12 protein-coding genes and 1 pseudogene are annotated in these 11,706 nt (G+C 64.1%); 7 read left to right on the forward strand and 6 right to left on the reverse strand.

Going from position 1 to position 11,706, the window contains the following annotated elements; genetic code table 11:
* The 3 genes from H8A92_RS37220 to H8A92_RS37230 all read left to right on the forward strand — a co-directional run.
* A partial coding sequence (locus tag H8A92_RS37220) for an Mrp/NBP35 family ATP-binding protein (protein ID WP_274613565.1) occupies positions 1-826 on the forward strand: 826 nt, incomplete at its 5' end.
* A gap of 214 nt (positions 827-1,040) precedes the next feature.
* Entirely contained in the window at positions 1,041-1,277 is a 237-nt protein-coding gene (locus H8A92_RS37225) for a hypothetical protein (protein ID WP_229200237.1), read from the forward strand.
* A gap of 297 nt (positions 1,278-1,574) precedes the next feature.
* Complete coding sequence (locus H8A92_RS37230; RefSeq protein ID WP_163151392.1) at positions 1,575-2,663, forward strand: TRAP transporter substrate-binding protein; 1,089 nt, start codon at positions 1,575-1,577, stop codon at positions 2,661-2,663.
* Between the two features lie 22 nt (positions 2,664-2,685).
* On the opposite strand, the gene H8A92_RS37235 is transcribed toward H8A92_RS37230, so the two are convergent.
* Entirely contained in the window at positions 2,686-2,943 is a 258-nt protein-coding gene (locus tag H8A92_RS37235; protein ID WP_229200238.1) for a hypothetical protein, read from the reverse strand.
* Positions 2,944-2,958: 15 nt separating this feature from the next.
* Between H8A92_RS37235 and H8A92_RS37240 the strand changes: the two genes are divergently transcribed.
* The 4 genes from H8A92_RS37240 to H8A92_RS37255 all read left to right on the forward strand — a co-directional run bounded on the left by H8A92_RS37240 (position 2,959) and on the right by H8A92_RS37255 (position 6,308).
* Complete coding sequence (locus H8A92_RS37240) at positions 2,959-4,047, forward strand: TRAP transporter substrate-binding protein (RefSeq protein WP_229200239.1); 1,089 nt, start codon at positions 2,959-2,961, stop codon at positions 4,045-4,047.
* A 115-nt stretch (positions 4,048-4,162) separates the two neighbouring features.
* Positions 4,163-4,309: a hypothetical protein gene (locus H8A92_RS37245; protein ID WP_229200240.1), complete on the forward strand. Its 147-nt coding sequence runs from the start codon at positions 4,163-4,165 to the stop codon at positions 4,307-4,309.
* A complete protein-coding gene (locus H8A92_RS37250) occupies positions 4,297-4,971 on the forward strand; it encodes a response regulator transcription factor (protein ID WP_229184655.1) in 675 nt (224 codons plus the stop codon). Before H8A92_RS37245 ends, H8A92_RS37250 begins: the two co-directional genes overlap by 13 nt.
* A gap of 2 nt (positions 4,972-4,973) precedes the next feature.
* Entirely contained in the window at positions 4,974-6,308 is a 1,335-nt protein-coding gene (locus H8A92_RS37255) for a sensor histidine kinase (protein WP_229200241.1), read from the forward strand.
* A 34-nt stretch (positions 6,309-6,342) separates the two neighbouring features.
* On the opposite strand, the gene H8A92_RS37260 is transcribed toward H8A92_RS37255, so the two are convergent.
* The 5 genes and pseudogenes from H8A92_RS37260 to H8A92_RS37280 all read right to left on the reverse strand — a co-directional run.
* On the reverse strand, positions 6,343-7,632 hold the full coding sequence (locus H8A92_RS37260) for a M20/M25/M40 family metallo-hydrolase (RefSeq protein WP_229200242.1): 1,290 nt from the start codon (positions 7,630-7,632) through the stop codon (positions 6,343-6,345).
* Between the two features lie 120 nt (positions 7,633-7,752).
* Positions 7,753-9,356, reverse strand: a pseudogene (locus H8A92_RS37265) (TRAP transporter large permease).
* Positions 9,353-9,892: a TRAP transporter small permease subunit gene (locus H8A92_RS37270; protein WP_229200243.1), complete on the reverse strand. Its 540-nt coding sequence runs from the start codon at positions 9,890-9,892 to the stop codon at positions 9,353-9,355. Before H8A92_RS37270 ends, H8A92_RS37265 begins: the two are co-directional and overlap by 4 nt.
* Positions 9,893-10,332: 440 nt before the next feature.
* Positions 10,333-11,367 carry a GTP 3',8-cyclase MoaA gene (gene moaA / locus H8A92_RS37275; protein WP_229200244.1) on the reverse strand — a complete coding sequence of 345 codons (1,035 nt, stop codon included), beginning with the start codon at positions 11,365-11,367 and terminating at the stop codon, positions 10,333-10,335.
* Positions 11,368-11,478: 111 nt separating this feature from the next.
* On the reverse strand, positions 11,479-11,706 hold a 228-nt coding region (locus H8A92_RS37280; RefSeq protein WP_229200245.1), incomplete at its 5' end, for a hypothetical protein.

Here is an 11,706-nt window from a genome sequence, read left to right on the forward strand (position 1 = left end):
CCGTCACCCGCACCCGCCCGGTGCGCAATCGCCGATGGCCCGCCAGGCCGAGATCCCCGGCATCTCCGCCGTCATCGCGGTCGCCTCCGGCAAGGGCGGGGTCGGCAAGTCGACCACGGCGCTGAACCTCGCGCTCGGCCTGCGCGACCTCGGCCTGCGCGTCGGGTTGCTCGACGCCGACATCTATGGCCCGTCGGTGCCGCGGCTGACCGGCATCCGCGAGAAGCCGCAGCTCAACGACGACAAGAAGATGATCCCGCTGCAGCGCTTCGGCCTGGCGATCATGTCGATCGGCTTCCTGGTCGAGGAGGACACCGCGATGATCTGGCGCGGGCCGATGGTGATGTCCGCGATCACCCAGATGCTGCGCGACGTCGCCTGGGGCACCCTCGACGTGCTGGTCGTCGACATGCCGCCCGGCACCGGCGACGCCCAGCTGACGCTGGCGCAGAACGTCCCGCTCAAGGGCGCCGTCATCGTCTCGACCCCGCAGGATCTCTCGCTGATCGATGCGCGGCGGGGACTGGCGATGTTCAAGAAGGTCAACGTGCCGGTGCTCGGCATCGTCGAGAACATGAGCTACTTCCAGTGCCCGCATTGCGGCACCCGCTCGGACATCTTTGGCCATGGCGGCGCCCGCCACGAGGCCGAGAAGCTCGGGGTGCCGTTCCTCGGCGAAGTCCCCCTGCACATCGCCATCCGCACCGCCTCCGATTCCGGCAACCCGGTGGTCGAGAGCGAACCGGATGGCCCGCACGCGGCGATTTACCGCGCGATCGGCGGCAAGGTCCGGGAGCAGCTGCAAGGCGTCATCGCCGCAGGCTGAGCCTGCGCGGTTGTCCGGCCGAGCCGATGGGTCATGAAGGGCCAGGACCCCCGGCGGCCCTTCTTCACAGGCCTGTCGCCTTTGGACGATTGCTGAATCGGTTCCGGCCTGTATGTTTGTGTGGCACCGGCCGAATCGTACCCATCCTTCCACCAGTCGAAGGCGGCCACGGGCGAAGCCGAAACTGCGCAGGGGCCGTGGGGCGGCCATCGACATGGCAGCATCACGCGAAGCAAACAAGACACGCCGCAAACATCTGACGCGGGAGAAGCGCGAAGAGGCCTCCCGGGCGGCGTTCAACGTTGCCAAGAAATCCGACTCGATCGGCGAGGCCGCGGAGGCGATCGCGAAGACGTATGGCGTCAGCAAGACGACCGCACAAAGCTGGATCCGGCGCGGGCGACATCTGGCCGAGAAAGCCAAAAAATCGCGGGAGCCGACGCGGCGCTGATTGTCCCGGGAGCGCGGTGGTTGAGCGTGAACGGGACGGCCCGCGCGCGGCGATTTACCGCGCGATCGGCGGCAGGATCCGCCAGCGCCCGCGAGGTGTCCTGAGCCCTTATTTTCCGGCCAATTTCCGCGTCATCAGACTTTCGTTTAATTGGTGCGGTCATGCCATTGTCGCGTTTCCGTGAAGGCTCCTTCCGTGTTAAAGGGCCGACCAGAGCGCCTCGGCAGGCCATTAATGCGCCGTGCCGGAGAACTGCTTGCGGTCACTGGGAAACGCCCCTCAAGGAGAAGCCTTACGATGAAGCGTCGTGATTTTTTGAAAGTTTCTGCGGCCGGTGCTGCCGCGACGGCGGTTGCCGCGCCGGCGATCGCGCAGTCCTCGCCTGAAATCAAGTGGCGCCTGACCTCGAGCTTCCCGAAGTCGCTGGACACCATCTATGGCGGCGCCGACCAGGTGGCGAAGTACGTCGCCGAAATGACCGACAACAAGTTCCAGATCCAGGTGTTCGCGGCGGGCGAGATCGTCCCCGGCCTGCAGGCGCTGGACGCGACCTCCAACGGCACCGTCGAGATGTGCCACACCGTGTCCTACTACTATGTCGGCAAGGATCCGACCTTCTCGATCTACGCGTCGGTGCCGTTCGGCCTCAACGCCCGCATGCAGAATTCGTGGTGGTACCAGGGCGGCGGCCAAGAGCTCGGCAACGAGTTCTTCAAGAAGTTCGGCGTGATCGGTTTCCCGACCGGCAACACCGGCACGCAGATGGGCGGCTGGTTCCGCAAGGAGATCAAGACGGTCGCCGATCTCTCCGGCCTCAAATTCCGCATCGGCGGCATTGCCGGCCAGGTGCTGCAGAAGGTCGGCGTAGTGCCGCAGCAACTCGCCGGCGGCGACATCTATCCGGCGCTCGAAAAGGGCACCATCGACGCCGCCGAGTGGGTCGGTCCGTATGACGACGAAAAGCTCGGCTTCCAGAAGGTCGCCAAGTACTACTACTACCCGGGCTTCTGGGAAGGCGGTCCGACCGTGCACTCCTTCATCAACCTGGAGAAGTGGAACGCGCTGCCGAAGAACTACCAGGCGATCCTGACCAACGCGACCGCCAACGCCAACAGCTGGATGGCTGCACGCTACGACATGCAGAACCCGTCGGCGCTGAAGCGGTTGGTTGCCGGCGGCACGCAGCTGCGTCCGTTCACCAACGAAGTGCTCGAGGCCTGCCTCAAGGCGACCAACGAGCTGTGGGGTGAAATTTCGGCCAAGAATGCCGATTTCAAGAAGTCGATCGAAGCCATGCAGGCGTACCGCTCCGACCAGTATCTGTGGTGGCAGGTCGCCGAATACACCTTCGACAGCTTCATGATCCGCTCGCGCACCCGCGGCTGACCAAACTGGACCAGCGTTCGCGTCAAGAGAACGCATCCAGATAAGAACCAGGAGCTTCGATCGACGGATCGAGGCCCGCCAAAAGCTTCGACTTAAGTAGCCCGGCCTTCGCAAGGAGGCCGGGCTTTTTGCGTCTGGCGTTCGGGGAGGGGATGTTCCATGCTTGCGCGCAAGCCTCGGCATGAAGGCAGCCCATGATCGCAATTCGATCGTGACGGCAAAGAAGAGCGAGCGCGACACCGCGAAAGCCGGTCGACGCTTCGGCGACACAACCAGACAAGGGTAGGATTCAACAATGAAGCGAAGAGATTTCATCAAGGTCACGGGCCTGGGTGTTGCGGGAGCAGCCACGATTGCGGCGCCCGCGATCGCGCAATCGATGCCCGAGCTCAAATGGCGCATGACGACAAGCTGGCCGAAGTCGCTCGACACGCTGCACGGCGGTGCCGAGCTGATGGCCAAGGCGGTGGGTGAAGCGACCGACAACAAATTCCAGATCCAGACCTTTGCCGCCGGCGAGATCGTGCCGGGCCTGCAGGTGCTCGACGCCGTGCAAAGCGCAACCGTCGAGATGGGCCACACCGCCTCCTATTATTATTTCGGCAAGGACCCGACCTTCACCTTCGGTTCGTCGGTGCCGTTCGGCCCGAACTCGCGGCTCAATCAGGCCTGGTACATGCTGGGCGGGGGCAAGGAGCTGCTCAACGAGTTCTACAAGAGCTACAACGTCACCTCGCTGCTTGCCGGCAATACCGGCTGCCAGATGGGCGGCTGGTTCCGCAAGGAGATCAACAGCGTCGACGATCTCAAGGGCCTGAAATTCCGGATTGGCGGCTTCGCCGGGCGCGTGATGCAGAAGCTCGGTTGCGTCCCGCAGCAGCTCGCGGGCGGCGACATCTATCCGGCGCTGGAGAAGGGCACGATCGACGGTGCCGAGTGGGTTGGTCCCTATGACGACGAGAAGCTCGGCTTCTACAAGGTCGCGCCGCATTACTACTTCCCGGGCTGGTGGGAAGGCGGCCCGATGCTGCTCGCGATCGTCAATCTCGACAAATGGAATGCACTGCCGAAGTACTATCAGCATGTGCTGGAGCAGGCCGGCCATTTCGCCAACAACTGGATGATGGCGCGCTACGATCAGGCCAACCCGATCGCGCTGAAGAAGCTGCTCGCCGCCGGCACCAAGCTGCATCCGTTCCCCGCGCCGGTGATGGAAGCCTCCTTCAAGGCCGCCAAGGAACTGCACAGCGAGGTCTCGGCAACCAATGCCAACTTCAAGAAAGTCTATGAGTCGCTGACGTCGTTCTCCAACAACGGCTATCAATGGTTCCAGGTCGCCGAGGTCGGCTACGACAATTTCATGGCGCGTCACTCGCAGGTCTGACGACGCTGCCTTACGTGAGCAGGAATCCCGGGGCATCGCTCCGGGATTTTTGTCTGGAGCTAACGAGAGCGCGGCCAAATGAATGCTGTTTTGGCCGGATTCGGATCCAGGCGGTATGCTCAAATTCATGTCGCCTGCACATCGTGATTGCCCAACGCGCGATCTGCTGCAGAGTTTTATCGCGTGGCTGGCGCAGCGCAACAAGGTGTGCAAACAGGCGACCGACCGAATGAAGACAGGACTGCTGCAATGCGCCTTCTGATCGTCGAGGATAACGTCGAGCTCTCGAGGCTGCTCGCCAGCGGGCTGATGGCGGCGGGATATGAGTCCGACATCGTTAACAGCGTTGCCGAAGCGCGCGATGCGCTGCGTAGCGTCAGCTATGCTGCCATGATCCTCGATCTCGGCCTGCCCGACGGCGATGGCCTGTCGGTGCTGTCGGAGCTTCGCCGCAAGAACGACCCGCTGCCGGTGCTGGTGCTGACTGCGCGCAACGGGCTGCAGGATCGGGTCAACGGCCTGCGGAGCGGCGCGGACGACTATCTGGCGAAGCCATTTGCGCTGGAAGAGCTGGTGGCGCGGCTCGAGGCCATCCTGCGGCGGCCCGGCCAGCTGCTCGGCTCCTCGCTGAAGCTCGCCAATCTCGTCTACGACACGGAGAGCAAGCAGGTGTTCGTCGACGGTTCGCCGCACGTTTTCTCGGCGCGCGAAACCTCGGTGCTGGAGATCCTGTTGCGGCGGCAGGGGCGGGTGGTGCCGAAGAAGAACGTCGAGGACCACATCTTCGGTCTGTCGGGCGAGGTCGCCTCGAATGCGGTCGAGGTTTACGTGTCGCGGCTGCGCAAGCTGCTGACCGAGCACCACGCCAGGATCATCATCCATACCATTCGGGGCGTCGGCTATCTGATGGCCGAGGAGAAGTAGCGGTGTTCCGCTTCACGTCGCTGACCTCGCGGATCGTGTTCCTGCACATCGTGGCGGTCGCGGTCGCCGCGATCTTCCTGCCGCTGCTGCTGCTGTGGTTGCTGAATTCGGAGATCAACCAGCTGCATCGCGAAGCGATGCGCGATCAGGCCGCCGATCTCGGCCAGAATCTCACGGTCGATTCCGACGGCAAGGTGCAGCTCAGCCTGCCGGACAGCCTGAGGGGGCTCTATTCCGACGCCTATGGCCGCTACCGCTACGACATCTATGATGCGGACGATCGCCTGCTGTTTTCGTCGCATCGCGGGCCGCCGCGGCTGCCGGCTGCGGCTGACCGGATTTCCGGTGCGAGCGTCACCAAGCTGCTCGGCGGCCAGACGCTGCGCATCCTGGTCGCCGAGGACCTGTCACATCGCGACGTCATCATCGATGACATCGTCTCCAACTTCTTCCGGCGGGTCGGCTGGATCACCATCCCGATCCTCCTGATTTTGCTTGCGACCGATATCCTGATCTTCCGCCGCGCCGTGACTCCGCTGCTGCGGGCCTCGGAGGAGGCCAGGAGCATCGGCCCGGCCAGAACCGATATCCGGCTGCCGACGGAGGGGATACCGAGCGAGATCCTGCCGCTGGTGACCGCCGTCAACCAGGCCTTCGATCGTCTGGAGGACGGCTTTCACGTGCAGCGCCAGTTCACGGCCGATGCCGCCCATCAGCTTCGCACTCCGCTCGCGATCCTGAGGACCCGGATCGAGACGCTGGATGCAGCCAAGGGGACCAAGGAGCTGCATGCCGACATCGAAAGCATGAGCCGCATCGTCAGCCAGCTATTGGAGATCGCCGAGCTCGATACGCTGGTGCTGGATCCCGGCGAGACCGCGGACCTGCGTGCGGTCTGCGCCGAAGTGGTCGGCTCGATCGCACCTTATGCGCTGGCGCAGAAGAAGGACATCGCGCTGCGTGGCGCCGACAGCCCCGTGCAGGTCAGGGGCAATGCCGAGATGCTGCAACGCGCGATCTTCAATCTGGCGGAGAACGCGATCAAGTACACCGCCGACGAGACCTCGGTCGATGTCGAGGTGCGCGAGGACGGTTCGGTGCAGGTGCGCGACTGCGGGCCGGGGATTGCGCCGGCCGAGCAGGGCCTGATCTTCCAGCGCTTCTGGCGCGGCGATCGTCAGCGCCACCGCACCGATGGTGCGGGGCTCGGGCTCTCGATCGTGCGCGGCGTCGTCGACGATCACGACGCGACGGTCAGGGTGGAGAACCTGGCGTCCGGCGGTGCCCAGTTCACGCTGAGCTTCCGCCTGGCCAAGGCAGCGCCGGCGACGTCCTGAGAGGCTTGCGAACCTGGGCGGCGGGCCGGGCGGCTTATTTCACCTTGCCGTCGGACAGATCCATGATCATCCGCGTGGTCAGGTAGAGCCGCGGCACGATGCTGTTGACTTGCACGTATTCGGCATCGTTGGAGTGCGCGCCGAAGCCGGAGAGGCCCATGCCCTCGACTACGGCTCCCTTGGTCTTGAGGGCGGCAAACGCAGCGTCGGTGCCGCCGCCTGTGGCCCTTTCGGCCACGTTCAGCGGCATGTCCAATTCCTGATAGATCGTCTTGCCGTGGCCGGCCACGCGGCGCGAGGCGTCGGTGGCTTCGAGCGGCGGGCGGCGCACCTCGAATTTCACGTCCACCTTGGAGTCAGGCAGCAGGCGGTTCTTGATCTTGTCCTGCAAGGCCGTCTCGAGCTCGTCGAAGTCGGACACCTTGAGCGCACGCGCATCGGCCTGGGCCGTGGCTTCGGCGGGGATCACGTTGCGGTTGGTGCCGGATTTGGAGACCGTCCAGTTCAACTTCAGGCCCTGCTCGGGCTTGGACAGGTCCTTCATTTGCAACACCTGGTGCGACAGCTCATAGAGCGCATTCACGCCACCTTCCGGCCTTGCACCCGCATGCGACGACTTGCCGTGCACCGTGAGGTAGGCCGAGCCGATGCCGCTGGTGGCAAGGCGGAGCGTGCCGCTGGCATCGCTGCCTTCAAACGAGAACACGGCATCCTGCTCCGCGGCGAGGCGGGTGATGGTTGAGCGCCAGCCGGGCGAAGAGATCTCCTCGTCGCCGTTGATCAGCACGGTGAGCGTGCCGTAATCCTTGAAGTTCAGCTTCTGCAGCAGCGCCACGGTGTGGAGGATGGTGGCGACGCCCTGCTTGTCGTCGGCAATGCCGAGCCCATAGGCCTTGTCGCCGTCGATGCGGAAGGGTTGGTCCTTCAGCATGCCCTTGAGATACACCGTGTCCATATGCGCAATCAGCATGATCTTCGCGCTGCCGGTGCCCTTGAAGACGGCCTGCACGGCCGGGCCGATTGTCTCGGGCGTATCGTCGAGGCGGTAGATGTCGGTGGTTTGCAGGATGTCCACCGCGCCGCCGAGCTGCTTGAGCTGGCCGGCGATGCGCGCGGCAAGCTGGTTCAGCCCCTCGATGTCCTTGCTGCCGGATTCGATCTGCACGAGGTCGCGCAGAGTGTCGAGCAGCGGCTGCTGCTCCTGTTGCGCCAGCGTGCGAATGTCGGCCGCCGGCGCCGCATGCGCCACGGCAGCGGCAAGTGCGAGGCTGAGGGATGCGACGAGCGGACGAACGAGGGAGCGGGTGGGACGTGCTTGGGGCATGGGCGACGATCTGTGAGTTGGAGGACGATCCGTATCCCCGTCTTCACAGGCCTCGCCGCCGCCGTCAACTGACGCAGCGTGCCTCGCTTTCGCGGGACACGCCGAACCCGCTGGTGCCGGCTACTGCTTCGGTTGCCCGAAATCGAGCGGTGGCAGCTCGATCTGCGGCACCTCGATCTTGACCTTGTTGAGGTCGACATCGAGCGGCTTGTCGAGCAGGCCGGTGACGACGACCGGGAACGCAATCACCAGCGCCACCATGATCGCCTGCAGCCCGATCCAGGGCATGGCGCCCCAATAGATGTCGGAGCTCTTCACTTCCTTCGGCGCCACGCCGCGCAGATAGAACAGCGCGAAGCCGAACGGCGGATGCAGGAACGAGGTCTGCATGTTGACGCAGAGCATCACGCCGAACCAGATCAGCGCGGCGTCGGGGCCGACCACCGGCGCCAGCACTTTCTGCGCGATCGGCGCGATCATCGGCAGGATGATGAAGGCGATCTCGAAGAAGTCGAGGAAGAACGCCAGGAAGAAGATGAAGATGTTGATGAAGATCAGGAAGCCCCAGACGCCGCCGGGCAGCGAGGTCAGATGGTGCTCCAGCCAGGTGCCGCCGGACACGCCGAGGAACACCACCGAGAAGCAGGTCGAGCCGATCAGGATGAAGGTGACCATGCAGGTGATGCGCATGGTGGTCTCGTAGCCCTGCTTGATCAGGTCGCGCAGGTCCGGGATTTTCACGGCCTCGATACAGATCCAGACCACTGCGAGATAGGTGATCGCGAAGGCGAGCTTGAAGATCAGGTTCTCGGTGTACAGCATCGCGATGATGGTGCCGATGCCCCCGGCGATCACGCCGACGATCAGCACCTTGCGTCCGGCTGCGCTGAAATCCTTGTGGTGGATGGCGGCGAGCACGATGGCGCCGACCGCGCCCATGGCGCCGGCTTCGGTCGGGGTCGCAAGGCCCATCATCATGGTGCCGAGCACGACGAAGATCAGCACGGCGGAGGGGATGATGCCGAGCAGGCACTTCTTCCACAGCGCCCAGCCGGTCAGCGTGCGCGCCTCGATCGGCACCGCCGGCACATGGCTTGGCTTGAAGATGCCGAGCAGGAAGGTGTAGCCGGCGAACAGCATGATCTGGAACACCGAGGGCCCCAGGCGCCGAGATACATGTCGCCGACCGACTTGCCGAGCTGGTCGGCGAGCACGATCAGCACGAGCGAGGGAGGGACAAGTTGCGTGATGGTGCCGGAGGCGGCGAGCACGCCCGTGATGTAGCGGATGTTGTAGCCGTAACGGATCATCACCGGCATCGAGATCAGCGCCATGGCGATCACCTGCGCCGCCACCGTGCCGGTGATGGCGCCGAGGATGAAGCCGACGATGATCACGGAATAGCCGAGGCCGCCGCGGATCGGGCCGAACAGCTGGCCCATCGAGTCGAGCATGTCCTCGGCGAGCCCGCATCTCTCCAATATCGCGCCCATGAAGGTGAAGAACGGGATCGCGAGCAAGAGCTCGTTGGACAGCACGCTGCCGAAGATACGGCCCGGGATCGCCTGCAGGAAGTTGAGGTCGAAGAAGCCGAGATAGATCGACAGGAACCCGAACGACAGGCCGACCGCGGCGAGCGTGAACGCCACCGGATAGCCGATCAGCATTGCAATGATCAGGCCGCCGAACATCAACGGCGGCATCATCTCCAGCGTGATCGTCATTGCGTCGGCCTCTCATACTTCGCGTCGATGGTCACATAGCCCTGCAGCGCGGCGATCCGCTTGATCACCTCTGAGACGCCTTGCAACGCAAGCATCACGAAGCCGGACGGGATAACGAACTTGATCGGCCAGCGCAGCAGGCCGCCGGCATTGCCGCTCATCTCGCCGACCGAATAGGCCTGATAGAAGAACGGCCACGACAGGTAGGCAAGCAGCAGGCACGACGGGATCAGGAAGAACAGCGTGCCGATCATGTCGAGCCAGAGCTGGCCGCGCTCGGACAGCATCAGATACAGGATCTCGACGCGTACATGTTCGTTGCGCTTGAAGGTGTAGGAGGCGCCGAACATCACGAGGATCGCGAACATGTACCACTGCGCCTCGAGCCAGCCGTTCGAGGAGTAGCTGAACGCGTAGCGGATCATGGCATTGCCGGCGCTGACCAGGCAGGCGATCAGTACGAGCAGATTGCAGACGGTGCCGATCTTCTCGTTGAGTCGGTCGATGGCCTGACTCAGTGCCAACAATGGGCGCATCACGATCTCCGCGGCCACGCCAGCTGCGCGCCGAATATTTCAAGCATCATCTGGCCGCCGCGCAGAGGCGCACGGAGCCACGGCTCACTTTCAGGAGCAGTTGCAAACGTTCGTCCTCCCCCGAAATGGGCTTCCGCCGTTGTTGGCTGCTCTTGGCTGCCGGATCGTCGGCGGTCACCGACGGGGCAGCGGCCTGTCCGGCCTGGCTAGCGTGAAAGCCGGGGCACCAAATCAGCGCCGTGAAACGCCGTCAATCGGAAAATGGGCAAATTGACGCCACGACAAACCGTTGTCCCGCCTTGGTAATCGGGGGGAGGGGAGGCGTCGGTGGAGGCCGGAACAGAGCGTTCGCGAGCGAAGTGGACGTCCGTTCGCGTAAAGAGAACGCGTCAAAGCAAAATCTGGAGCCCCGTTCCGATTCGATCGGAACGGAAATGGCTCTAGCCGCCGGTAACGCTCATATGGCGGCTGACGCTCGGGCGGTTGTGGCGGCGGTCGATGATGAAATCGTGCCCCTTCGGCTTCAGCCCGATGGCACGGTCGATTGCCGCCGACAGCAGGTCGTTGTCGTCCGAGGCGCGCAGCGGCCGGCGCAGGTCGGAGGCGTCCTCGTGGCCGAGGCAGGTGTGCAGCGTGCCGGTGCAAGTGATCCGCACCCGGTTGCAGGATTCGCAGAAATTGTGGGTCATCGGTGTGATGAAGCCGAGCTTGCCGCCGGTCTCCGCGACCCGGACATAGCGGGCAGGGCCGCCGGTGTCGTCGGCGAGATCGGTCAGCGTGTAGTGCTTCTCGAGCCGCGCGCGCAGCAGCGACAGCGGCACGTATTGATCGATACGGCCTTCGCCGATGTCGCCCATCGGCATCACCTCGATCAAGGTCAGGCCCATGCCCTTGCCGTGCGCCCATTCCATCAGCGCCGGGATCTCGTCCTCGTTCATGTTCTTCAGCGCGACCGCGTTGATCTTGACCGCGAGCCCGGCCGATCGCGCTGCCTCGATGCCCGCCAGCACCTTGTCGATGTCGCCCCAGCGGGTGATGGCGCGGAACTTGGCCGCATCCAGCGTGTCGAGCGAGACGTTGACCCGGCGCACGCCGCAATCGGCCAGCTCCTGGGCGAAGCGCGCGAGCTGCGAGCCGTTGGTGGTCAGCGTCAGTTCGTCGAGCGCGCCGGTCGAAAGATGCCGCGACAGCGAGCGTACCAGGCCCATGACGTTGCGGCGGACCAACGGCTCGCCGCCGGTGAGGCGGATCTTGCGCACGCCCTTGGCAACGAAGGCCGAGCAGAGCCGGTCGAGCTCCTCCAGCGTCAGCAGATCAGCCTTCGGCAGGAAGGTCATGTCTTCAGACATGCAGTAGAAGCAGCGCAGGTCGCAGCGGTCGGTGACGGAGACGCGCAGGTAACGGATGGTCCGGCCGAACGGGTCGATCATCGGACGAAACAGCGTGTCGGACTGCGCTTGCGTTGAGACGTTCATTCAACCCGGGCCTTCAACCAAAGTGCTGCAACCAAAGTGCTGCAACCAGTTCCCTGCGCGCCGCGTCGTGATCGGCTGCCGCACGCACAATCTATGCATGTTGGCAGGTTGTCACAATGCGTCCCAAGGGATGATGCATGCGATGATCAGCAACATGCAACGCCAATCGCAAAGCGATAGGTGAGCCAGATCGCGTGATGCATGATCGCAATCGCCGATGTGTCTTGGCCAAAACCAAAAACCCGGCTTTGGGCCGGGTTCTTGTGCAGTGCAATCGCCGGTGTGCGCTAGCGGCTTGGAGCCGCGGCCGCCGGCGGCGGCGCCGCGCTCGGAGCGGGG

The sequence above is a fragment of the Bradyrhizobium acaciae genome (assembly GCF_020889785.1).
GTDB lineage: Bacteria > Pseudomonadota > Alphaproteobacteria > Rhizobiales > Xanthobacteraceae > Bradyrhizobium > Bradyrhizobium acaciae.

Bases quoted from the DNA above. Each gene is read 5' to 3' on its own strand.
- H8A92_RS37225 (WP_229200237.1), top strand. From the start codon at position 1,041: ATGGCAGCATCACGCGAAGCAAACAAGACACGCCGCAAACATCTGACG.
- H8A92_RS37230 (WP_163151392.1), top strand. From the start codon at position 1,575: ATGAAGCGTCGTGATTTTTTGAAAGTTTCTGCGGCCGGTGCTGCCGCG.
- H8A92_RS37240 (WP_229200239.1), top strand. From the start codon at position 2,959: ATGAAGCGAAGAGATTTCATCAAGGTCACGGGCCTGGGTGTTGCGGGA.
- H8A92_RS37245 (WP_229200240.1), top strand. From the start codon at position 4,163: ATGCTCAAATTCATGTCGCCTGCACATCGTGATTGCCCAACGCGCGAT.
- H8A92_RS37250 (WP_229184655.1), top strand. From the start codon at position 4,297: ATGCGCCTTCTGATCGTCGAGGATAACGTCGAGCTCTCGAGGCTGCTC.
- H8A92_RS37260 (WP_229200242.1), bottom strand. From the start codon at position 7,632: ATGCCCCAAGCACGTCCCACCCGCTCCCTCGTTCGTCCGCTCGTCGCA.
- H8A92_RS37270 (WP_229200243.1), bottom strand. From the start codon at position 9,892: ATGCGCCCATTGTTGGCACTGAGTCAGGCCATCGACCGACTCAACGAG.
- moaA (WP_229200244.1), bottom strand. From the start codon at position 11,367: ATGAACGTCTCAACGCAAGCGCAGTCCGACACGCTGTTTCGTCCGATG.